This is a genomic window from Nannocystis punicea (assembly GCF_026965555.1).
Lineage (GTDB): Bacteria > Myxococcota_A > Polyangia > Nannocystales > Nannocystaceae > Nannocystis > Nannocystis punicea.
This window is the reverse complement of sequence record NZ_CP114040.1, coordinates 5,791,968-5,815,014: the sequence shown is the minus strand read 5'-3', so window position 1 is coordinate 5,815,014 and position 23,047 is coordinate 5,791,968. Positions and strand designations below refer to the sequence as shown.

Below are 23,047 nucleotides of genomic sequence, written 5' to 3'. Positions count from 1 at the left end.
CCGTAGCGCGGGCCGAGCATTCCCGCCGCTGTCACGGCCCGACGACGCGCGTGCCCTGTGCAGCCGACGCGTGATCCGCGAGCCCCGGGACGTGGCGCCAGAATTCACGAATCGCGCCCGACGGCCGAAAAGCCCCACGGATACCGAGGTGCGGGGTTTGCGGGGACACCCGCGCGGGCCATCGGGCAGGACCCTGGGCGAACCTCGAGTTCACTTGTAGCGCGAAAGTGCCCAGGGCATGATGACGGGTGGAGGTTCTTGTCATGACCCGCGCCGCGCTCGTCGTGCTGGTGTCGCTCTCGGCCTGTGATCCCGCGCGGCCGGACGCGGAGGTGGAGCAGGGCGGGGCTGTGGATGGCCTTTCGGACCTGTCGGATCGGCCAGGGGAGCCGCGCGGGATGAAGCCGCCGCTCGACAAGGGCTCGCCGCTGCCCGAGCCGCTGGCGGCCGTGCCGACGCCGCTGGCCCAGGCGTACTGCGAGATCGTGGTCGAGGGAGTGGCCCGCGCGACCGAGACCGACTACCTGCCGCACGTGATCACCTGCGAGAACGGCGGGGCCAACCTCGAGGCGCTCAAGGCCCAGGCGATCGCGGCCCGCTCGGTGGCCTACTACGCGATGTTCAACGACGGCCAGATCTGCGACGGCCAGGGCTGCCAGGTGTACGGCTGCGGGGCCGAGCCGAAGCAGGCCGCCTACGACGCGGTCGCGGCGACGGCCGGGCAGTACCTGTCGTACAACGACTGGCTGACCTACGCCTTCTACGTCGCCGGCGACAGCCAGCAGCCGGCGAGCTGCATCGACACGGCCAACGGGACGGTGTCGGCGACCGAGAAGTGGGTGACCTTCAACGAGGGCAAGACGGTCTACGACGTCGACCAGACCGAGCTCGGGTTCGTGTTCCCGGAGGACGTCAACTCGAGCGGCTACGGGCAGAACCGCGGCTGCATGTCGCAGTGGGGCGCGCGCTGCCTCGAGAACACCAAGGGCTATGGGGTCGCCGACATCCTCCGCTTCTACTACGGTGACGACATCGAGATCTTGCAGGCGCAAGGAGCGTGCGTGGTGCCGCCGAACCAGCCGGCCGCGGGTACGCTCGACGCGGCCGACTGCGCGGCGGGGATCCAGGGCTGGGCGTGGGACCCGGATCAGAAGGACACGCCGGTCGAGGTGATCGTCAGCTTCATGGCGCCGCACGGCGATCCCAACGCGATCGAGGTGACCGTGACCGCGGATCAACAGCGCGACGACCTGTGCCAGCAGCTCGGCTCGTGCGCTCACGGGTTCTCGCTCGAGCTGCCGCGCAGTCTGCTCGACGACGCGTCGCACCCGCTCTACGTCTACGGGGTCGACCTCGGCGGCGACGGGCCGACGCAGCTGGACGGCAGCCCGGTCCAGTTCGCCTGCCCGCCGCCGCCGCTGCCGCCAGGCGTCCGCCGCCACGTGCCCGATCCGGCGGCGCTGGAGGCGTGGTCGCTGTCGACGCTGTGGCAGCTGGCGAAGGTCGACGACGCGACGCTGAACGCGATCCCCGAGTGGCAGGCGATCGCCGGCGCGCCGGCGCTGGTCCAGGTCGCCGGCGATCCGACGCTGTGGCTGGTCGACGCCGGGTTCCGCCGCAGGATCGCCAGCGCGGAGGTCGCGGCCGCGTGGCAGTTCGACGCCGCGACGGCGCAGACGATCCAGCCGGCTGACCTGATGGCCATGCCCCAAGGGACAGATGTGTGGCCGGCGCCGTTCATGGTCCAGGGGACAGGTGCGGCGGTGTACCTGCTCGACGACCCGCAGTGCCCGCCCGGCGGCGATCCGGCGGACCCGCTGTGCCCGACCGAGAGCGGGACCGGCGGGGACACCGGGGGCAGCACGGGGACGGGCGGGGACGAGAGCGCGGGCGAGGTGCCGACCACCGACGGGAGCCCCGGCGGCGGCGACGAGTCGTCGTCGTCGACCGGCAGCGAGGGCCCGAGCTCGGCCGGCGGCGCCGCGCTGCCGCCGGGCTACGGCCAGGACGGCGTCTGCCGCATCGACCCGAGCTCGCACGGCTGGCTGGCGCCAGGTCTGTGGAGCCTGCTGGCGCTCGTCGGCGCCCGTCGCCGCCGCCATTCGGCGTGAGCAGAGGCCCACGCCGCAGACGGCGCACCGCTGCGGATGTCCGTGGGGTCAGCTCGCTCGCCCGGCGCAAGTCGACGCACGCGCCGGCGGACTCGCGTGCGCGCGCGAAAGTCGCTATAGCCCGGGCGCCACGTGAACGATCACAACTTCTTCGCCAGCGCTCCGCAAGGCCTCCTCGAGCTGCTCGCCGACGAGCTTCGCGCGCTCGGTGCGACGGCGATCCGGCTCCAGCCGGCCGGCGTGTACTTCCGCGGGCCGCTGGTGATCGGCTACCGCGCGTGCTTGTGGTCGCGGCTGGCGGGTCGAGTGCTGCTCGAGATCGGGACGGGCCCGGCGCGCGACGCCGACGAGCTCTACACGACGGTGCAGAAGATCGACTGGCGCCAGCACATGTCGGCGCGCGGGACGCTGGCGGTCGACTTCACCGGCGCCAACGCGGGGATCGTGCACACCCGCTTCGGCGCGCAGCGGGTCAAGGACGCGATCGTCGACCAGTTCAACGCGAAGGCCGGGATCCGCCCCGACGTCGCGGTCCGCCGGCCCGACGTGCGCGTCGGCGTGCACCTGCGCAAGCCGACGGGACATGGCATCAAGGGCATGTTCCAAGAGACACCCCATGACGAGGCGGTGATCTCGATCGACCTCGCCGGCGAGGGCCTGCACCGCCGCGGCTACCGCGAGGAAGGGGTCGAGGCGCCGATCAAGGAGAACCTGGCGGCCGGGATGCTGATGCGCGCGGGCTGGCCGGCGCTGGCGGCCGCGGGCGCGCCGCTGGTCGATCCGATGTGCGGCTCGGGCACGCTCCTGATCGAGGCGGCGCACATCGCCTGCGACCGCGCGCCGGGGCTCGGGCGCGAGTACTTCGGCCTGCTCGGCTGGCGCGGCCACCAGCCGGCGCTGTGGACCGAGCTGCTGACCGAGGCGCGGGCGCGGGCGGCGATCGGGATCCACAAGGTGCCGCCGATCTTCGGCTACGACGGCGAGGCAGCGGCGGTCAAGGCGGCGATCGCCAACGCGGCGCGGGCGGGGCTCGGCGGCCGGATCCGCGTCGAGCGGCGCGAGCTCGCCGAGCTCGTGGCCCCGGAGACAGGTCCTTCGGGACATGTCGGAGAGGCCACCGGGCTGGTCGCCACCAACCCGCCCTACGGCGAGCGCCTCGGGGTCCGCGCCGACATGCCGGCGCTGTACGAGCTGCTCGGCGAGCGCCTGCGGGACCACTTCGGCGGGTGGAAGGCGGTGATCCTGGCGCCCGACCTCGAGCTCGGGCACGCGATCGGGCTGCGGGCGGAGCGGCGCCACGTGCTCTACAACGGGGCGATCCCGGTCAACCTGCTGCGCTTCGAGATCCCGCGCGAGGCCCCGCCGCCGCGCAAGCACACCCGCAGCGAGGGCGGCGAGGCGCTGTTCAACCGGCTGCGGAAGAACCGCAAGCAGCTCGGCAGCTGGGCCGCGCGCCACGGGATCGAGGCCTACCGGATCTACGACTCCGACATCCCGGAGTACGCGGTGGCGGTCGACCTCTACCGCGACTGGGCGCTGGTGCAGGAGTACGCGGCGCCGGCCGAGATCGATCCGGTGCGGGCCGCGGCGCGCCTGCGCGAGGCGCTGCGCGTGATCCCGGACGCGCTCCAGATCCCGGCGGCGCAGGTGGTCTGCAAGCGGCGCGAGCGGGCCAAGGGCGGCGGGCAATACGGCCGCCGCGATGACGCCGGCGAGATGCTCGAGGTGCGCGAAGGGCCCGGTCGCTTCCTCGTCAACCTTACCGACTACCTCGACACCGGGCTGTTCCTCGACCATCGCGACACGCGCGCGCTGGTCGGCCAGGTGGCCCGCGGCAAGCGCTTCCTCAACCTGTTCGCGTACACGGGCACTGCGTCGGTCTACGCCGGCAAGGGCGGGGCGCTGTCGACGACGACGGTCGACCTGTCGAGCACGTACTGCGCGTGGGCCCGCCGCAACCTCGAGCTCAACGGCCTGCGCGGGCCGCAGCACCGGGTGGTCGAGGCCGAGTGCCGCGAGTTCATGGCCCGCGAGCTGCGCCGCTACGGCGCCATCTTCCTCGACCCGCCGACGTTCTCGAACTCGAAGAAGATGGAGGGCGTGCTCGACGTGCAGCGCGATCACGTGGAGCTGATCCGCGCCGCGGTCCGCCTGCTCGAGCGCGACGGGGTCCTGATCTTCTCGACCAACTACCGCCGCTTCCGCCTCGACCGCGAGCAGCTCGCGGACCTCGAGATCGAGGACCTGTCGGCGACGACGATCCCGAAGGACTTCGCGCGCAGCCCGAAGATCCACAAGTGCTACCGGATCACCGCCCGGCGCTGAGGCGCACGCGAGGCGTCGGCCGCGGGGTGAGTTCGGGGTGTGGTGGATCGAGGCGAAGCTGTCCTTTCGGAAAGGCGGCGAGGACCACGGCGGAGCATTGACGTCCGCCCGCTCGCCTGGAGAGGTTCACTGCGCGGCGGCGTGAAGGTTGTCACGAGCGGGGACAGCCACGCTTGGCACGGCGCCGCGGCTGTGCCATAGGCCGCGGCATGCGATGGCGCGTGTTCGTGGCGTTCCTGGGGGTGCTTCCGGCTTGCGGCGACGATCCGGCCGACACGGGGCTGAGCGTGGGCATGTCGGCGAGCGGCGCGACGTCGGCGAGCACGAGCGCGGGCGAGGCGACCACGGGCGGCAGCGAGACGGGCGGCAGCGAGTCGGGCGCCGCCCCGACGACGACGACGGGCGACACGACCGCGGCGCTGCCGACGACCACCGACGCGACGACGACGACGGGATCTGGCCCTTCGGACATGTGCGGCAACGGCATCGTCGAGGGCGAGGAGGAGTGCGACCTCGGGGCCGCCAACGCCGACGACGCCGCGTGCACCCTGGCCTGCGAGCTCGCGGCCTGCGGCGACGGGCTGGTGCGCGACGACGTCGAGCAGTGCGACGACGGCAACCTGTTCCCCGGCGACGGCTGCGACCCCGACTGTCAGTTCGAGAGCCAGGGCGAGGACACCGAGGTCGTGCTCGAGGACCTCGCACTGATGATCCCGAGCGACCTGTACGACGGGACCCAGAGCTCGATGGCGTGCGTCGACCTGCCGATCGCCAAGGTGGGGGTGGTGCACGACGTGCGGATGAAGATCGGGGCCCAGCACCCGCACGTCGGCGACCTCGTGTTCAAGCTGTGGAGCCCCAAGGGCACGGTGCTGACGCTGATGAGCCTGCCCGGCGGCGCGGAGGCGGCCGACGACGGGATGTCCGACAGCACCGAGAACTCGGACATCGACCCGGTGTGGCCGGTGGCGTTCCGCAACGACGGGACGGACGCCGAACTGATGGGGCACTCTCTCGGGATCGACCAGGCGGTGTGCCGCGACGACGGGGTCTGCGAGTACGCGCCGAGCCCCGGCGCCGGCCCCGGCGAGGACTTCGGCGACTTCACCGGCGAGCCGTCCGAGGGCACCTGGCGCTTCTGCGCCGGCGACTCGGCGTTCGCCGACAAGGGCACGCTCGAGTCGGTGACGCTGACCGTGGTCGTCGGCTGAGCGCGGAGATCCACGCGCGGGCGTCTCCCCGCCGACGCCCCGACGCCGACACGGAAGTGGACGCACGCGCCCGCGGCGAGCGCTGCCGACGCCCCGGCGATCTGGCATCGTGGAGGCGTGCGCAGCCGCTGGACGATCCCGCCCGCCGCCGTGGCGATCCACCTGTGTGTCGGCTCGGTCTACGCCTGGAGCGTCTTCAACAAGCCGATCGAGGCGCTGCACCCGTCGTGGCCGAAAGGCGCGGCGGCCTACACGTTCTCGATCGCGATCGCGCTGCTCGGGCTGTCGGCGGCGTTCGGCGGCACCTGGCTCGAGAGACATGGCCCGAAGCGCGCGGCGACTCTGGCGGCGTGCCTGTTCGGCGGCGGCCTGGCGCTCGGCGGGCTCGGGGTGTGGCTCGGCTGGTTGTGGCTGCTGTTCGTCGGCTACGGGGTGGTGGGCGGCGCGGGGCTGGGCCTGGCGTACGTGTCGCCGGTCAGCGCGCTGGTGAAATGGTTCCCAGACCGGCGCGGGCTGGCGACCGGCATGGCGGTGCTCGGCTTCGGCGGCGGGGCCCTGATCGCGGCGCCGGTGGAGGAGCGGCTGATCCAGTCGGTCGGCGTGGCGTCGACGCTGTGGATCCTGGCGGCGGTGTACTTCTTCGTGATGATGGGCGCGGCGCGGGCGCTGGCCCGCCCGCCCGACGGCTGGCGCCCCGAAGGACATGTCCCGAAGGCCATCCAGCTCGGCGGCGAGCCGGAGCTGACGATGCCGATGGCGGTGCGCACGCGCCAGTTCTGGCTGCTGTGGGGCATGCTGTTCATCAACATCAGCGCGGGCATCTCGATCCTGGCCCAGGCGTCGCCGATGATGCAGGACATGTTCCAGAGGACACCCGAGCAGGCGGCCGCGATGGTGTCGGTGATCGCCGGCTTCAACGCGTTCGGGCGCATCTTCTGGGCCTCTCTGTCCGACCGGATCGGCCGGCGGGCGGTGTTCTCGATCTTCTTCGCGGTCCAGGCGGCGCTGTTCCTGACGATCCCGCAGCTGGCCGACGGCGGGCAGTGGCAGCTGTTCCAGCTGGCGGTGGTGGTCGTCTTCACGATGTACGGCGGCGGCTTCGCCACCATCCCGGCGTTTTTGGCCGACATGTTCGGGGCCCGCAACGTCGGCGCGGTCCACGGGGTGATCCTCACCGCCTGGAGCGCGGCGGGCGTGGCCGGGCCGATCCTCATCACGTCGATCCGCGAGGCGCGGCTCAAGTCGCTGCCGCCGGGCGGCTCGCTGGTCGAGCTTTACGCGTCGACGCTGCAGATCATGGCGGTGGCGCTGCTCGTGGGCCTGGCGCTGACTCTGGCGGTGCGGCCGCTGGCGCGGGCGAACGCTTGAGGCAGAGATGAGCCCCCGTCACAGCCGCGCGCGCCGGCGAGCGAGACGCGGCGAGGGCCATTTGCGGATGGAGCTGGCAGAGGCGTTGCGGGCGATCCGCGATCCGCAGCGGCTGCCCATGGTCCACGTCGCCGCGGCCGACACGCTCGTGCACGCGAGCCCCGAGGAGGTCGGCGTCGACGATCTGCTCGAGTGCCTGCGGCGCGGACACATCGCCGCCGAGCTCGCCGCGTACGCGCTGAACCTGCGGCTCGGCCGGCGGAGCGCGGAGCAGATCACCGCGGAGGACAACATCGTCGACGTCGACTACTGGATCCGCTACGCGGCGCAGAAGGGCTGACGGCGGCGCGAGGTGCGTCTGGCCTCGAGGACAGGTCGAGACGGTGTTCGGCCGCGCCGGACTTGCGCGAGCCACCGCGGCGTGCGAAGGGGACGCATGCACGGCGCACTCCTTCGGACTTCGGCGCTGGCGCTGGCGCTGGCGCTGGCGGGCTGCGGCGGCGACGGCAAGACGACGGCCTCGGGCAGCACGACGGGGACGAGTACAGGCGAGTCGGGCGGGACGACCGCGCCGACCACCGGCGCGAGCACGAGCACCGGCGCGGACACCACGACGACGGGGACGACCACGTCCGGCGCGACGACGGAGGCCACCACGTCGACGAGCACGACCACGACCGGCTCGACCACGGCGGTCGCCAGCACCACGATCGACGAGACGAGCACCACGAGCGCTGGAGGGCCGGACTGCTGCCTGTCGCGGATGCAGCCGGCGTGCGTCGACGCGGCTTGCTGCGCCGACGGACAGTGGTCGTGTGAGGGGTGCGACGCGCCCGGAGAGGTGTGCGCGCCGCCGTGCTGCGATCCGTCCGCCAAGCCGCCGTGCTTCGAGGGCGCGAGCTGCTGCGAAGACGGCCAGTGGGCCTGCAACGACGGCGGCGGCCAGTCGACGTGCGCGACGCCCGGCGAGCTGTGCCCGGGAGAAGACTGCTGCGTGCCGGGGACCGAGCCGGACACGCCGTGCATCGAAGGCGTGAGCTGCTGCGAGGGCGGGGTGTGGGAGTGCAACGACGACCTGGGCCGGCCCACGTGCCCGGTGCTCGCGCCGCTGTGCGAGTGAGCGGCTCGCGGAGCTCGAGGTGTTCGCCAGCGCAAGGCGAGCCGCATCGAGGGACGCGACGGGATACGAAAGCGAGGGCGCGTGGCGGAGCGTTCGGCGAGCTCGCCGACTCGATCGGTAGCGAGTCGCGCCGAGAGTGACGAGAAGTGTTGCGAGGGCGCCTGGGGCTTGCCCGAGGCCCGGAGCGCTCCGCCGCCCGCGGCTCCTCGACTCGATCAGCCGCGCCCCGCCGCGATGCGAGCAGGCGCCCAGACACGAGAAGACGCGATGCATGTCCCATGGGACCGGTGACATCGAGCATGCCCTCAGTGACATGCCCCTCCGAAAATGTCCTCTTGAGCATGTCCTGAGCGACATGCCATGGACCGCATACCGGTTCGCCGAGGCTCAGCGCCCAGACGTCGCGGCCGCCGGCGACAGCGCAAGATCGTGGCTCGAAGCTCGGCGACACCGCTGCCGGGGTTGGCCTCCGTGCGTAGAGCTTCTCTGCTCAGGCGCGGTCGGGCCCCGGATCTCGGCTCCGCCGACCGTCACCGCCCCAAGAGAGCTCCCGGGGACGGGGGCCGGGGCGACCTGGCACTGAGTTCCGCAGGACGAGGCAATTACCCGCTCGAAGCGCCCCGATCGTCTCGAAGTCCGAGGACTGTCTGAAGGGACAGGTCGCACCGGACACCGGCCTCGCGACCCTCGCCGCGCCTCATCCGGGGCCCGACCGCGCCGTGCCATCGCCGTCAGGACCCGAACACGCCGTGCATCGCCGTCGGGACCCGACCACGCCGTGCGCGCGCCGTCGGGATCCGAACGCGCCGTGCGAGCGCCGTCGAGGGCGTGCTGGCCTGTGACGGACCCCCCGCGGCGTGCTGCTTCCTCCGTGGCGCAAGGGGCATAGCGCATTCGGACATGTCCAAGACATCATGTCCGAAGCGCCATGCCCTTCAGGGCATGTCCCCGAGTATGCACCCGGAGTCCGAGGCTCACGGAGCCGGCTGGACGAAGTGGTCGCGGCTGCGGACCGTCGTCCAGCGGTCGAAGATCCTCAGGGTCTCCGGGTCGGCCTCGGCCAGCTTCTCGAACAGGTAGTCCTGGATCCCCTTGTGCACCGCGCAGACGTTGCTCTCGCGCATGCGGCCGAAGATCGAGCCCTGGCTCTTGTGGTTGAAGCTCGGGATCGTCCCGCAGTAGGGCTGGTACGTGCAGTGGACGCAGTCGGGCTGGCCGTCGAGGTTGGAGGCGATCGTCATCGCGCGGACCGTCTCGTGGCCGACCAGCTCGCGGAAGCTGCTCGTGCGCACGTCGCCGAGGTGGAACGTGTCGTCGCCCATCTCGTGCAGCATGCGGCCCTCGTCGCAGGTGAACACCTTGCCGTCGTAGTTGTAGGCCAGCGCGCCGATGCCGGCTCCGGACGGGCTGCGCAGGTCGAGGAAGTTCGGGTCCTCGCCGCGCAGGATCTTGGTCAGGAAGATGCTGGCGTAGCGCTCGAGGATCTGCACGCCCTGCTTGTTGAGCTCGATCATGTAGTCGACCGCGCGGCGGTAGAACTGCATGTACTCGCCGCGCGGGTACTCGAGGCGCTGGCGGGTGCGGTCGGCGAAGCCGAACGGGTCGATGGCGCGCAGGAACAGCGCCTTGCAGCCGAGGCCGATGTAGGTGTCGACGACCTCCTTCCACAGCGGCAACGTCTCGCGCGTCGTCGTCAGCAGGGCCTCGACGTGGTAGAGCGTCGGGTCGAGGCCGTTCGCGGTGTAGGCCTCGTTGATCCGCTTGATCCAGCGGACCGCGCGCTGGTGGGCGTCCTGGGTCGGCAGCTTGCGCTGGGCGTTGTGCAGCTTCTCGGGGCCGTCGATGCTGGTGCACAGCTGGACGCGGTGCTGGATCAGGTACTCCAGCTTGGCCTCGTCGAGCAGGGCGAAGTTCGAGACCATCGTGAACTGCAGGCGCTTGCCGTGGGCGCGGTTCTGGTCGACGGCGTACTCGATGGCGTGCTTGACGACCTCGAAGTTGACCAGCGGCTCGCCGCCCTGGAACTCGATCGTGACGAACGGGTTCGGGCTGCGGAACACCAGGTCGATCGCGCGCTCGGCTGTCTCACGGGTCATGTCCGTGTGGACCTGGTCCATGTTGGCGCGCGAGGCGTGGCAGTAGACGCAGGTCTCGTTGCAGCGCAACGTGACGACGAGGATGTGCAGGTTGGGGCCGCCGGCGAGGAAGCTCTTGCGGGCCCGGATCCGCTCGGCCGCGGCGCGGACGTCGTAGTGGGCGCGGAGGAAGTTGCCGGCCGCGAGGCGGGCGTGGAGCTCGCTGTCCTCGGGGACATGTCCCTCGAGGAAGGCGGCGAACTCCGGCGCGGTCAGCAGCAGCCAGTTGCCCTCGAGGTTGGTGACGAGGACCCGGTCGCCGACGGCGCGCCAGCGGAAGTAGGCCTGGGTGCCGGCGCGCGGGCGCAGCTGGACCAGCGACGGGGCTGGCTGAAGGGGCAGGTTCACTTGGCGCCTCCGCGCTGGACGGTCAGGCCGAGGGCGTGGTTGCCGAGCTCGCCGCGCAGGCGACGGGCGAGGTTCGCGTCGTTCGGGCGCATGCGGACGACCCAGTGGTCGTCGGTCTGCTCGAGGTCGAAGGCGGCGAAGCGGGCGAACGCCTTGACGGCCTGATCGACGGCCTCGCCGCTGTAGAGCTGGCGGGAGAAGCGGAGCTCGTGCACGTCGGTCACGGCGCGCCCTCGCTCTCGGGCTTGGGCGACTTGCGGCCGTGCTTCTCCTCCCAAGACATGGCGATCCCGAGCGGGTCGTCGAAGCCCTGGTCGCTGAAGTCGAACTTGGCCAGGTCGTCGAGGCTGGGCTGGCCCATGGCGCCGGCCAGCGCCTGCATGGTGGCGGTCTCGATGAGGACGCGGTTGTCCTGGGCGAGCTGGTGGCGGAAGGCGCACGAGAGCAGCTCGTTGGCGAACTCGCCGATCAGCGCGCGCAGGGCCTCGGACGCGGCCGCGCCCGACTTGGCGGTCAGGGCGACGCGCACGCGCGCGGGCTCGGGCCTGTCCAAAAAGACATAACAGCGATCGATGAAGACGTAGGCGGCGCCGTAGATCGCGGGGAGCGGGTAGAGCTCCTCGTCGATGAGGAAGTGGACGGCGGCGGCCTGCTCGTCGGCGACTACGAGCCCGGCAGGGGCGCCTTCGATGGACGTGGTCATGACGCCGGGCACGATATCACGCGGCCGCGCGCTCACGAGCGCGGCCGCGAGAGTTGAGGCACAGGGCGACCTCCGCGCTGCGCCGCTGCGCCGCTGCGCCGCTGCCCCCTCGAGGCGCGAGCTGCAGCGCGTGATCACGGCTGGCTGGCGGTCGATGGTGCGACCGGGCGACCTCCGCTGCGCTGCTGTGCTTCGCGGCGACGAGACGCAGAGCGGGACCGCGGCGGCCCTCGCTCGTCTCACGGGGCTGCGTCGCTCGAGCTCGCGTGCCGAGAGCTCGAGCGGCGACTACGTGTGCGCGCCGGCGACGCCGGCCTGGACGCCCGGGCCGAGGCGGCGGGCCTCTTCGAAGGCGCCGCGCACGACGGGGGCGTAGCGGACGACGTCGTAGGCGACGCGGCGGATCCGGTCGGCGACCATGTTGTTGACGAGGTTGCCCTCGGCGTCGAAGTCGACGGCGCGCGCGGCCACGTGGTAGGGCAGGGTGAAGCCGTGGCACCAGGCGAAGCTGGTCTTCACCGCGGTGATCGACATGTCGCCGCCGCCGCCGCCGGTGACGGCGAGGACGCCCGCGAACTTGCCGGCGAGCTCTTCGTAGAGGAAGTCGAACCAGTTCTTGAGGCAGCCCGACATGTTGCCGTGGTACTCGGGCGTGCAGAGGATGAAGCCGTCGGCCCACGCGGCGCGGCGGCGGATCGTCTGCACCGCCGGCAGATCGTCCTGGCTGCGATCGCCGTAGACCATCACCGGGAGGTTGAGCTCGTGCAGCGGGACGACCTCGACGGTGGCCCCGGCGGCCCCGGCGGTTTCGGCGGCCAGGCCGACGACGGCGCGGACGCGGCTCTCGAGCCGGCTCGAACCGCTGACGATCGTGATCTTGGCGCTGCTGCCCGCGGACACGGCGCGAGCATAGCGGACGGGCGAACGCTGCTCTACACTGCGGACGCGTGAGCGACCGCGGCGAGCCGACAGTGGCAGGGTGGGGCAACCTCGCGGTGCCCGGGCGCGAACTGCTGAGCGAAGACCTCGAGCGCGCGACGCGGAGCGCGGTGTTGAGCCGCGGGCTCGGCCGCTCCTACGGCGACTCGTCGCTGCCGCCGCCGTCGCGCCGCGAGGTGGTGGGCACGCGCCTGGCCGACCGGATCCTGCACTGGGACGGCCGCACGGGGCTCCTGCGCGCGGAGGCCGGGTTCTCGCTGTGGGAGTTCAACCGGCTGTTCCTGCGCCGCGGGTGGTTCATCGGCTCGACGCCGGGCACCCAGTTCGTGACTCTCGGTGGGATGGTCGCGTCCGACGTCCACGGCAAGGGCCATCACAGCCACGGCTGCTTCGGCTCGCGTCACGTCCGCTCGCTGCGCATGCGCCTGCCCGCGGGCGACCTGGTCGAATGTTCACCCGAGCGCGACCCCGAGCTGTTCTGGGCCACTGTCGGTGGGATGGGCCTGACGGGGCACATCCTCGAGGTCGAGTGCCAGACGCAGGCGATCCCGTCGCCGTGGATCTGGAGCGAGTCCGAGCGCGTGGACGACATCGACCAGTTCATCGCCGGCCTCAAGGAGGCGGGCAAGACGTGGCCGTTCACCGTCGGGTGGATCGACTGCCTGTCGCGCGGCAAGCACATGGGCCGCGGCCTGCTCGACCGCGGGCGCTGGGCCACGCCGGAGGAGACGGGCGGCCGGCCGCTGCCGGTCACGCGCCGGCTGACGCTGCCGTTCATGTTCCCCGAGTGGGTGCTGCGCTGGCGGCTCACCACGCAGGCGTTCAACACGATGTGGTACTGGCGCCACATCCCGCGGGTGAAGAAGAAGCTGTGCCACCCCGACAGCTTCTTCTACCCGCTCGACGCGATCCTGCAGTGGAACCGGATCTACGGCCGCCGCGGGTTCACCCAGTACCAGTGCGTGCTGCCGAACGAGGCCGGTCAGGGCGCTGCCCGCCGCTTCCTCGACCTGCTGACCCGCCGCGGCGGGGCCTCGTTCCTGTGCGTGATCAAGGACGCGGCCGCCGAGGGAGAGGGGATGCTCAGCTTCCTCCGCCCGGGGATCTCGATCGCGGTCGACTTCGCCGTCCGCGACGACACCCAGAAGCTGATCGACGCGCTCAACGAGCTGGTGATCGCCGAGGGCGGGCGCATCTACCTGTCGAAGGACGCGTTCACCCGGCCCGAGCACTACGCCGCCATGGACCCGCGCCTGCCGCGGTTCCTGGCGGTGCGCGACCGCATCGACCCGCAGCGGATCATCCGCTCGGCCCAGTCGGTGCGGATGTTCGGCGATCCGCCGTGACCGAACGGGCATGTCCGGACGGGCATGTCCGCCGGGACCGGGGGCTTCGGTCCTGTCGTGATGGACATGTCGTTCGGGGCAGATCGTGATGCGCTTTCGGACATGGCTCCGGAGACCTGGCTTCAGGGGCAGGCTCAGCGGCGGTGGCGGCGATCGACGTCGGCGAGGCGGGCGACGCCCTCGCGGCCGCGGTCGCCGGGGGCGGTGGTGAACCAGGCGCGCAGGATCTCGTCGGCGAGGTCGTCGGTGAGCAGGCGGTGCGACAGGCACAGGACGTTGGCGTGGTTCCACGTGCGCGCGGCCGCGGCGGTGGTGGCGTCGGTGCACAGGGCGGCGCGGACGTTGGCGACCTTGTTGGCGGCGATGCTGGTGCCGGTGCCGGTCCAGCAGAGGAAGATCCCCTCGTCGCAGGCGCCGGCGGCCACGGCCTCCGCGGCGACCTCGGCCGTGGTGGCCCACGGGACGGCGCCGCCGCCGGTGAAGGCGCCGAAGCGCACCGGCGCGTGGCCGTGGAGCTCGATGAGCCGCAGGAGCGCGGCGTGGACGGGGTAGGACTCGTCGGCGCAGACTGCGATCTTCACGGCGATCCGAGGTAGCGCGCGCGGGCCGAACGGCAAGGCCTTGCGCGGGTGCGCGGCACCTGCGAGCCTCCCCGGGCATGCGAGTGGTGTTCCTCGGAGCCACCAAGGGGATGGGCCGCGCGCTGGCGCGACGCATGGTCGAGCGCGGTGACCAGCTGTTCCTGCTCGGGCGCGAGGAAGAGGAGCTGCAGCGCAGCGCGGCCGACCTGGCGGCCCGTCACCCGCAGCACGCGCCGGTCGGGACGCACGCGTGCGACCTGGCGTCGTCGGCGACCTTCGCGGCGGCGCTCGACGCGGCCGACGCGGCCCTCGGCGGGTTCGACACCGTCGTCGTGAGCGCGGGGCTGTTCGCCACCCAGGACGCGATGGAGGCCGACGTGGCGCTGGCGGAGCAGGTGCTGGCGATCGACTTCACCGGCACCGTGGTGTTCTGCGAGCACGCCCGCAAGCGCCTGCTGGCGCGCGGCGGCGGGACGCTGTGCGTGTTCTCGTCGGTGGCCGGCGAGCGCGGGCGCAAGCCGGTGGTGCTCTACGGCGCGGCCAAGGCCGGGCTGTCGCGCTACCTCGAGGGGCTCGACCACAAGTTCCGCGCCCAGGGGCTGCGGACGGTGACGGTCAAGCCGGGCTTCGTGAAGACGGGGATGACCGCCGGCCTGAAACCGCCGCCGTTCGCCGGCGAGCCGGAGGCGGTGGCCGAGCAGGTGCTGCGCGCGCTGGACCGCGGGCTGCCGGTCGTCTACACGCCGTCGATCTGGCGCTGGGTGATGCTGGTGATCCGCTGGCTGCCGCGCTTCGTGATGCGCAAGATCGGGTTCTGATCGGGCGGCGCGATCAGGCGGGGGCGCGCGCTGTGGACGCGCCCGGCCGCCGAGCTTCAGGCGAGCGCGTGGGCCGGCGGGCATGTCTGGAGGGACATGTCCGTAAGGCCGAGTATCAAAGGGCATGCTCGTTCGGGCATGCTCGAAGGGACATGCCCTGAAGCTCAGGCGGCGGCCAGGCGGGGCAGCCACAGGATGACGGCCGTGCCGCCGCCCTCGCGGGCCTCGATGCGGAGGTTGCCGCCGTGGGCGTCGATGATCTCGCGGCACAGGGGCAGGCCGAGGCCGGTGCCGGTGCGCTTGGTCGAGTAGAACGGGAGGAGCACCTTGGGCAGCAGCTCGGGCGGGATGCCGGGGCCGCGGTCGAGGACCTGGATCTCGTCGCCCTCGCGGTGGGCGCGGAGGCGGAGGGTGACCTCCTCGGGCGGGCCGCCGGCCTCGACCGCGTTCTTCAGCAGGTTGATGAGGGCCTGCTCGATCTGGCTGCGGTCGACGGCGTTGACGGTGTTGAGGTCCTCGGGCGCGGCGTCGATCTTGAACTGGACCAGCTCGTCGAGGCGGTCGATGAGGGTGCGCCACTTGGTGCTCTCGAGCCGCGGGCGGGGCAGGCGGGCGAACTGGGTGTAGCCCTTGAGGAACTCGCCGAGGTGCTTGCTGCGCTCGGAGATGGTGTCGATGATGCGATCGAGGCGGGCGTCTCGCGCCTCGGCGGCGTTGATCAGGCGGGCGGAGTGGAGCAGCGACGAGATCGGGGCGAGGGTGTTGTTGATCTCGTGGGCGATCAGGCGGATGACCTTCTTCCACACCTCGACCTCCTGGCGCGCGAGCTCGCGGGTCAGGCGCTTGAAGGCGTAGGCGGTGTGCGGGCGGCCGCCGATCTGGACGTTGCGCATGACGAGGTGGTAGGCCTCGAAGTCGCCGCCCTGGTGGTCGACGGTGAAGATCGAGTCGCGGCCGCGGCCGACGGCCTCGCGCAGCTCGTTGGGCAGGCCGGTCAGGAGATCGGCGAAGCGGGCCCCGACGAGGCGGCTGTCAGGCAACTTGAGCCAGGTCTGCGCGGCCAGGTTGGCGTAGTCGACGGCGCCGTGCTCGTCGCACAGGATGTAGGCGGTCTCGGTGACCGCGAGCAGGGTCTCGAGCAGGACCTCGCGCTCCTCGAGCTCGAGCTTGGTCTGGCGCAGCTCCGAGAGGTCGGTGATGACGCCCTCGATCGCGGTGGAGTCGCCGGCGGGGCCGACCACGCCCTGGCCCTGGGCCCACAGCCACTTGCACGCGCCGGAGGAGGTGTGGAGGCGGTAGGTGACGCGAAACGGGCGGCGGTCGGCGACGGCCTGCTGGACCTGGGCGCGCACGCGGTCGCGATCCTCGTGGTGGACGAGGCCGCTGAGTTGGACGCGGCCGGAGGTGAACTCCTCGGGCGAGTAGCCGGTGAGGTCGTAGCAGCCCTCGCTGATGAATTGCATCGACCACTCGGGGTCGTTGGCGCAGCGGTAGACGACGCCGGGCAGGTTGGCGAGCAGGGTCTGGAGCGAGCCCTGGCTGTCCGAAAGGGCAGGTGCCACGCGGTCGCGCAGCTTGAGGGCGGCGGAGATCCGGGCCGACAGGACGGCGCGGCTGCACGGGAGGACCGCGAAGTCGCTGGCGCCGGCGCCGACGAGCGCCTCGGCGCGGCCGTCGTCGTCGGTGATGGCGAGGATCGGCCGCGGCAGCTGGGCCAGGGCCTCTTCGACGCCGACGAGGTCGCAGGTGTCGAGGATCGTGAGGCCGATCCGCGCGCGGTCATAACCGGTCGTGAGATCGGTGACGTGCACGACGGGTCGGCCACGGGCGCGCAGCAGGCTATGGAGGTCGTCGAGGACGGCCGGGTCGCGGGTCACGACCAGGACTGCGGGCAAGGCGTGTGGATCGGCGGCTGTCACTGCGGTTGGCCGGGGGGCTGCGGTGCCGGCTGATGCCGGTCACGGGCGACAGGGTACCCGCCTGCGATCGCGGTGAGAAGCCGCCGCCGGCGATGCGGACTGGGACGCCCGGAGCGGGCTTTACGGCCGCGTCCGCCGCAGGTAGCGTGAGACCATGTTGACTTTTTTCGCTGGTCTGTCGCTCGCGGTCGCGTCGCTGTCGCTGGAGGACGCGGCTGCGGCGCCGCTGCCCCGTATCGTGCCGGGAGCGCCGCTCTCGGCCAACACGCCGTGGGCGGTGGCGCCCGAGGACGGGCCGCGGAGCTACCTCGAATCATTGTTCGGTGAGGGTTACGACCCACGCCTGGTGGCCCCGCTCCGCGACGGCAACCTGATGTACGACGGCGAGAGCCTGAGTCGGAGCGTGCTCGAGCAGCAGGGCTTGCCGCTGCCGGCGCTCGATCATGACCCCACGGCGGGGATCCTCTTCCTGGCGATGGACGGGGTCACGCTGCGGCCGCAGTGCAACGGGTTCCACCCGCAGACCGCCAACGCGGCGCTCAATTGCTCGCCGCTGGTCGCCAAGGAGACGGTGTTCCCGAAGCCGCCCGGCGGGGAGAACACCAAGGCGGTGGTGTTCCAGGAGCTGCAGAACTACTACGAGCCGTTCAACCTGGTGATCACGACCAACCGCCCGCCCGACTACCTGCCGTACACGATGGCGGTGATCGGCGGGACGTCGGGCAACGCCGGCCAGGGCAACGGCGTGTGCGGGATCGCCAACGTCGCCTGCGACGGGGCCAAGCGCAACCACGTGTCGCTGTCGTTCCCCGACAGCTGCGTCGGCGTGACCGCCGAAGTGGCCGCGCAGGAGACGGCCCACAACTGGGGCCTCGAGCACACCGACGTGCAGCAAGACCTGATGTACCCGTTCGTCGCCGGCGGCAGCTCGTTCCGCAACGAGTGCATGGACATCTCGCACGCGACCGGCAACGGGGTCACGCAGTGCACCTACGTGCACAAGCTCTACTGTCCGGAAGGACAGGGCGAGCAGCAGAACTCCCACACGGAGCTGCTCGGGGTGTTCGGGCCGCGCGAGGTCGACAGCGTGGCGCCGGAGATCCTGAGCGTGTCGCCGGCCGACGGCTCGGTGTTCAACGCCGGCGACTCGTTCCTGGTGACGGCCGACATCACCGACGACAACAACATGGTCGGGGTCAAGTGGAGCTGGATCGAGGGGGTGCCGCCCGACTTCATGGACACCGGCTACTCGCGCTGCACCAACGACGTGTGCAACGACAAGTACTCGGCGTGGCGGCCGATCGACGACCCGTGGGACTTCGTGCAGATCACGAAGCCGCCCGCCGGCACGTACTCGTTCAAGATCGAGGTGATGGACGCGTACGGCAACGCCGACAGCGAGACCATCACCGTGACGGTGATGCCCGCCGAAGGGACGACGACCGGCGAGCCCGCGACGACCGGCGACGAGACGACCGGCGGCGACGAGACGACCAGCGAGCCGGCGCCGACCACCAGCGCGGGCACCTCGGAGGGGGACGACACCGGCTCGGTCGACCCGAGCGCGGGGAGCGGGCTCACGGGGGTCACCGGGGCCTCGGGCCTGACGGGCGACACCGGCGGGAGCGGCAACGACGACGGCTGCGACTGCCGCACCGACGCCGGGCCGCGGGCCTCGTGGCTGCTGCTGCTGGCCGGGCTGCTGCCGCTGCGCCGTCGTTCGCGGCGCGGCTGAGCCGCCCTTGCGGAGCGGTCGGACCGCTCGTTCCGGCGTGAACGAACGGTCCTGTCGTATCGGCCAGGTCGCACAGGACATGTCGTCTCAGACATGTTTTTTTAGGCATGTCGATGAGCGGCACCGCGTTCGGGACCGTCGTCACGGCGCGGCGTCAGCGGCCGGCTCGGGGACCCTGACCGGCTGTAGGAAGTCCTTCGAGGCGCGCGGTCGCGGGAGGGCAGGTCGCGGCCGGCACCGCCGGATCGAAAGGTCAGGGGGTCTGACACGCGCGTCGTGACGCGACGAGGCCTGGTCGCGGACCACCGCGATTTGGTCGCGCCTGGGTTGCCGTGGATCCGCGCCACGCCCCCCGCGACGTGCGGCCGTGACCGGTATGTCCGATCGGCCATGGCCGGTCGCGCGCCCGAGCCGGACGAGGCGGGGTCCCGGACGCGGGGATGTCCGCGCGCGAGGAGGGCGGGGCTCCGCGCGACTGCCATGGCCCGGGACGTGCACGCTGCGATCGGCAGACCCGAGGTCGCACCATGGCTGTGAAATCTTCTTCGATGCAGGCGATGGCCCTCGCGCTGGCCGGCGCGATCCTGGTGCCGAACGAGGCCGAGGCGTGCTCGCCGGACTATTGCTCCTACGTCGAGGCCTGGAGCTCCCTCGAGGTCCTCCATGCGTCGATCCCGACCGACGGCGTGCTGCTGCTGCAGGGCGTGCGGCACGGCGACCTGGCCGAGGAAGACTGGCTGGACAAGGTCGACCTCACGGTCACGCGCGACGGGCAGCCGATCGCCGGCGCGGTCGAGGCCGCCGGGGTGCGCGACGTGCTGCTGTGGCGGCCGGCCGAGCCGCTCGAGCCGGGCGACTACAAGGTGGTCGGCAGCGTCGACAACCCCGACGACCTCCCCTACGAATACTGCGGCCCGGACCTGCTGGAGTTCGACCTCGGGTTTCAGGTCGAGGCCGGGTCGTCGGCGCCGCTGAGCTCGCCCGAAGCGACGATCACGGAGACGCTGATCGTCGGCGCCAGCGAGGACCTCGAGGACTTCGTGTGCTGCGACGGGGCGATGCCCTACAGCTACTCGTTCGACTGCGGCGGCTCGGGCACGTACGTCGAGTGGAGCGAGGGCTTCTGCGCGGCGCGCCGCGGCTTCGGTTCGTTGCAGGTGCAGGCGACGGTCGCGGTCGAGCTGCCGCCGTCGACCGCGGCGATGGTGGTGCGCGAGCTGCTGGTCGAGGGTCAGCCGTTCCGCCCGGGCTTCTACGACTCGCTGACGGTCCAGAGCTCGGAGCCGATCTGCGTGGCGGTGCAGCTGCGCAACCTCGCCACCGGCGAGACGGCGCTGTCCCAAGAGACATGTCACGGGGCCGACGTGGTGGCGCAGCTCGGCGACCACGCGATCGACCCGGCGCCGGCCCTGGCGGCCGAGTGCGCGGAGGGGGCCTATACGTGCGCGCTCACCGAGGACGGGTGGCAGTGGGACGCGGCACATTGCACGCCGTGGCCCGCCGAGGGGGAGACGACGGGCGACCCCACCGGTGGACCGACGACCGGCGGACCGGACAGCGACAGCTCGGACAGCGCGAGCTCGGACGGGAGCGACGGGAGCGACGGGAGCGAGAGCAGCGAGGGCCCGGCGTCGGGCGGGCAGGACGGGCTGGTCGATCACGGCTGCGCGTGCGACAGCCGGGCGCCGAGCCCGCTCGGGGCGCTGATGCTGCTCGGGCTCGGGCTGCTGCGGCCGCGCCGGCGCCGGCGATATGCTGTCCCGAAGGACATGTCTTGAGCGCCGAGGTCGAACCATGGCGCTGAATTCTTCTGTGCAGGCGATGACCCTCGCCCTGGCGGGCGCTGCGGTCCTGCTTCCCGGCGAGGCCGAGGCGTGTTCGCCGGCCGAGTGCGCGTACGTGGACGCGTGGCAGTCGCTCCAGCCGATCAACGCGCAGGCGATCCCGATCGACGGCGTGCTGCTGCTGCGGGGCGCGCAGTCCGGGGACTCGCCGGAGGAGGAATGGCTCGACAAGATCGAGCTGACGGTCACGCTCGACGGGCAGCCGATCGCCGGGGCGGTCGAGGCGGCGGGGATCCGCGACGTGCTGCTGTGGCGGCCGGCGGCGCCGCTCGAGCCCGGCGAGTACCAGGCGGTCGGCAGCCTCGACAACCCCGCGTACGACTTCCCGTTCGACTACTGCTCGGTCGACCTGACGCTCGACTTCGGCTTCACGGTCGTCGCCGAGCCGTCGGCGCCGCTGGTCCCGCCGCTGGTCGAGAGCTCGACGATGGTGATCGTCCGCGAGACAGAGACGCTCACGAGCCTGGTCTGCTGCGAGGGAGCGGTGCCCTACAGCTATTCCTTCGACTGCGGCGGCGGCGGCGAGTACGTCGGCTGGGAAGACGGCTTCTGCGCGGCACACCAGGGGTTCGGTTCGCTGCGGGTGGAGGTGACGGTCGACACGAAGCTGCCGCCTGCCACCTCCGCGATGGTCAAGCGGGAGCTGATCATCGACGGCGAGTCGCAGTCCGCCGAGCTCCTCGACGCGATGGCGTTCGGCGACTCGAAGCCGTTCTGCACGACGGTCCTGCTGACCAACCTCGCCACGGGCGAGACCGCGACGAGCGAGCAGACCTGTCACGGGAGCGAGCCCGAGATCATGGCGCAGCTCGGCGACGTGGCGATCGATCCGGGCGACGAACTGCTCGAGAATTGCTCGGAGCCGGCGTACACGTGCGAGGTGGCGGCGAGCGGCGACCGCTGGGATCTGAACAAGTGCGCGCCGTGGGCCCCGGACGAGCCGACAGGCGGCGATCCGACCGAGGGACCGGGGAGCGGAGGCGACGATACCGGCGACGGGACCGACGGGCCGGCGTCGGGCGGGCAGGACGGGCTGGTCGAGCACGGCTGCGCGTGCGACAGCCGGGCGCCGAGCCCGTTCGGGGCGCTGCTGCTGCTCGGACTCGGGCTGCTGCGGCCGCGGCGGCGGCGATCGCGATGGCGATATGTCCCGAAGGACAGTTCATGATGGCGGCAGGGCCCTCTCTGGAGCGTGGCTCGAGACGTGCACCCTGCGAGCGGGCGAGCTGAGGTCGCGACATGGCTGTGAACTCTTCTTCTCTTCAAGCGATGACTCTGGCGCTGGCCGGCGCGGCGCTCCTGTTCCCGGCCGAGGCCGAGGCGTGTACGCCGGACCCATGTGCTTACTCGGGGGGCCTGAAGTCGCTGGAGCCGCTCAACGCCCAGGCGATCCCGACCGATGGCGTGCTGCTGCTGCAGGTGTCACGGTTCGACGATTCGCCGGTGGAGGACTGGCTCGACACGATCGACCTGACGGTCACGCGCGACGGGCAGCCGATCGCCGGCGCGGTCGAGGGGTCGGAGATCCGCAACCTGTTGATCTGGCAGCCGGCGGCGCCGCTCGAGCCTGGCGACTACCAGGTGGTGGGGGACGTCGACAACCCCGGCGACGACTACTGCGCGTACGACCTGGAGCTCGACTTCGGGTTCACCGTCGAGGCGGAGCCGTCGATGCCGCTGGTCCCGCCGCTGGTCGAGCGCGAGGTGTCGGTGGACGTCCACGAACGCACGGATCTCCTGTCCCTGGTCTGCTGCGAGGGGGCGATGCCGCAGCGCTTTGACGGCTATTGCGGCTCGAGCGAGCACGTCGGCTGGGAGGAGGGCTTCTGCGCGGTCCACCAGGGGTTCGGTGTGCTGCGCGTGGAGATGGCGATCGACACGAAGCTGCCGCTGGCCACCTCCGCCATGGTCGTGCGGCAGCTGGTGGTCGACGGCGAGCCCCGGCCGCCCGAGTTCGACGATGCCCTGCAGACCGGCGCCGAGAAGCCGTTCTGCACGGCGGTCCAGCTGACCAACCTCGCCACCGGCGAGACCGTGACGAGCGAGGAGGCCTGCCACGGGAACGAGCCCGAGATCCTGGCGCAGCTCGGCGACCAGGCGATCGACCCCGCGGCGGAGCTGCTCGAGAACTGCTCGACGCCGGCGTACACGTGCGAGATCGCGGAGAGCGCCGACCGCTGGGATCCGGAGCAGTGCACGCCGTGGCCCACGGACGATCCGACAGGCGGCGACCCGACCGAGGGCCCGACGACCGACGGGCCGGGGAGCGGGGGCGACGAGACCGGAGACGAGACCGACGGGCCGGCGTCGGGCGGGCAGGACGGGCTGGTCGAGCACGGCTGCGCGTGCGACAGCCAGGCGCCGAGCCCGCTCGGGGCGCTGATGCTGCTCGGACTCGGGCTGCTGCGGCCGCGGCGGCGGCGACGAGCCGGCTGACGACAGACCGCTCGCGCGAGCGACGGTACGGTCGAGTCGGATGGCATGTCTTTTTGGACAGGGCTTGAGAGCAATGACCCATCGTACATGTCATCCTGGACATGGTTC

18 protein-coding genes are annotated in these 23,047 nt (G+C 71.8%); 12 read left to right on the top strand and 6 right to left on the bottom strand.

Features of this window, described 5'->3' with window-relative positions; translation table 11 throughout:
* The first annotated feature begins 263 nt into the window (after nt 1-263).
* From O0S08_RS22435 to O0S08_RS22410, 6 genes are all read left to right on the top strand, one after another.
* Nucleotides 264-2,111, top strand: coding sequence for a SpoIID/LytB domain-containing protein (locus O0S08_RS22435; protein ID WP_269041256.1), 1,848 nt, complete (start codon nt 264-266; stop codon nt 2,109-2,111).
* A gap of 132 nt (nt 2,112-2,243) precedes the next feature.
* The gene (gene rlmKL / locus O0S08_RS22430; RefSeq protein ID WP_269041254.1) at nt 2,244-4,436 is read left to right on the top strand and encodes a bifunctional 23S rRNA (guanine(2069)-N(7))-methyltransferase RlmK/23S rRNA (guanine(2445)-N(2))-methyltransferase RlmL; all 2,193 of its coding nucleotides are present in this window, start codon (nt 2,244-2,246) and stop codon (nt 4,434-4,436) included.
* 209 nt (nt 4,437-4,645) lie between these two features.
* The gene (locus O0S08_RS22425; RefSeq protein ID WP_269041253.1) at nt 4,646-5,647 is read left to right on the top strand and encodes a DUF4215 domain-containing protein; all 1,002 of its coding nucleotides are present in this window, start codon (nt 4,646-4,648) and stop codon (nt 5,645-5,647) included.
* 117 nt (nt 5,648-5,764) lie between these two features.
* Nucleotides 5,765-7,015 (top strand): L-lactate MFS transporter, encoded by a 1,251-nt coding sequence (locus O0S08_RS22420; RefSeq protein WP_269041252.1) that lies wholly within the window; start codon nt 5,765-5,767, stop codon nt 7,013-7,015.
* A 7-nt stretch (nt 7,016-7,022) separates the two neighbouring features.
* Nucleotides 7,023-7,355 carry a hypothetical protein gene (locus O0S08_RS22415; protein WP_269041251.1) on the top strand — a complete coding sequence of 111 codons (333 nt, stop codon included), beginning with the start codon at nt 7,023-7,025 and terminating at the stop codon, nt 7,353-7,355.
* 96 nt (nt 7,356-7,451) lie between these two features.
* Entirely contained in the window at nt 7,452-8,135 is a 684-nt protein-coding gene (locus tag O0S08_RS22410; RefSeq protein WP_269041250.1) for a hypothetical protein, read from the top strand.
* A gap of 974 nt (nt 8,136-9,109) precedes the next feature.
* Here O0S08_RS22410 and hxsB read toward each other — a convergent pair.
* The 4 genes from hxsB to O0S08_RS22390 form a co-directional block, all read right to left on the bottom strand.
* Entirely contained in the window at nt 9,110-10,618 is a 1,509-nt protein-coding gene (gene hxsB / locus O0S08_RS22405) for a His-Xaa-Ser system radical SAM maturase HxsB (protein WP_269041249.1), read from the bottom strand.
* Complete coding sequence (locus tag O0S08_RS22400; protein WP_269041248.1) at nt 10,615-10,842, bottom strand: HxsD-like protein; 228 nt, start codon at nt 10,840-10,842, stop codon at nt 10,615-10,617. Before O0S08_RS22400 ends, hxsB begins: the two co-directional genes overlap by 4 nt.
* Nucleotides 10,839-11,321: a His-Xaa-Ser system protein HxsD gene (hxsD, locus tag O0S08_RS22395; RefSeq protein ID WP_269041247.1), complete on the bottom strand. Its 483-nt coding sequence runs from the start codon at nt 11,319-11,321 to the stop codon at nt 10,839-10,841. The genes O0S08_RS22400 and hxsD overlap by 4 nt, the downstream gene beginning before the upstream one ends.
* 288 nt (nt 11,322-11,609) lie before the next feature.
* Nucleotides 11,610-12,221 (bottom strand): NADPH-dependent FMN reductase, encoded by a 612-nt coding sequence (locus tag O0S08_RS22390; RefSeq protein ID WP_269041246.1) that lies wholly within the window; start codon nt 12,219-12,221, stop codon nt 11,610-11,612.
* A gap of 47 nt (nt 12,222-12,268) precedes the next feature.
* Between O0S08_RS22390 and O0S08_RS22385 the strand changes: the two genes are divergently transcribed.
* Nucleotides 12,269-13,606, top strand: a complete 1,338-nt coding sequence (locus O0S08_RS22385; RefSeq protein ID WP_269041245.1) for an FAD-binding oxidoreductase — start codon at nt 12,269-12,271, stop codon at nt 13,604-13,606.
* A 134-nt stretch (nt 13,607-13,740) separates the two neighbouring features.
* On the opposite strand, the gene O0S08_RS22380 is transcribed toward O0S08_RS22385, so the two are convergent.
* The gene (locus tag O0S08_RS22380) at nt 13,741-14,187 is read right to left on the bottom strand and encodes an RpiB/LacA/LacB family sugar-phosphate isomerase (RefSeq protein ID WP_269041244.1); all 447 of its coding nucleotides are present in this window, start codon (nt 14,185-14,187) and stop codon (nt 13,741-13,743) included.
* 77 nt (nt 14,188-14,264) lie between these two features.
* Here O0S08_RS22380 and O0S08_RS22375 point away from each other — a divergent pair, with 77 nt between their 5' ends.
* Entirely contained in the window at nt 14,265-15,005 is a 741-nt protein-coding gene (locus O0S08_RS22375) for an SDR family NAD(P)-dependent oxidoreductase (protein ID WP_269041243.1), read from the top strand.
* 164 nt (nt 15,006-15,169) lie between these two features.
* On the opposite strand, the gene O0S08_RS22370 is transcribed toward O0S08_RS22375, so the two are convergent.
* Nucleotides 15,170-16,900, bottom strand: coding sequence for an ATP-binding protein (locus O0S08_RS22370; RefSeq protein ID WP_269041242.1), 1,731 nt, complete (start codon nt 16,898-16,900; stop codon nt 15,170-15,172).
* A gap of 178 nt (nt 16,901-17,078) precedes the next feature.
* On the opposite strand from O0S08_RS22370, the gene O0S08_RS22365 reads away from it, so the two are divergent.
* From O0S08_RS22365 to O0S08_RS22350, 4 genes are all read left to right on the top strand, one after another.
* Nucleotides 17,079-18,659 carry an MYXO-CTERM sorting domain-containing protein gene (locus O0S08_RS22365; RefSeq protein WP_269041241.1) on the top strand — a complete coding sequence of 527 codons (1,581 nt, stop codon included), beginning with the start codon at nt 17,079-17,081 and terminating at the stop codon, nt 18,657-18,659.
* Nucleotides 18,660-19,186: 527 nt separating this feature from the next.
* The gene (locus O0S08_RS22360; RefSeq protein WP_269041240.1) at nt 19,187-20,437 is read left to right on the top strand and encodes an MYXO-CTERM sorting domain-containing protein; all 1,251 of its coding nucleotides are present in this window, start codon (nt 19,187-19,189) and stop codon (nt 20,435-20,437) included.
* A 16-nt stretch (nt 20,438-20,453) separates the two neighbouring features.
* Nucleotides 20,454-21,671 (top strand): hypothetical protein, encoded by a 1,218-nt coding sequence (locus tag O0S08_RS22355; RefSeq protein WP_269041239.1) that lies wholly within the window; start codon nt 20,454-20,456, stop codon nt 21,669-21,671.
* Nucleotides 21,672-21,742: 71 nt separating this feature from the next.
* Nucleotides 21,743-22,939, top strand: a complete 1,197-nt coding sequence (locus tag O0S08_RS22350) for an MYXO-CTERM sorting domain-containing protein (RefSeq protein WP_269041238.1) — start codon at nt 21,743-21,745, stop codon at nt 22,937-22,939.
* Nucleotides 22,940-23,047: the final 108 nt, after the last annotated feature.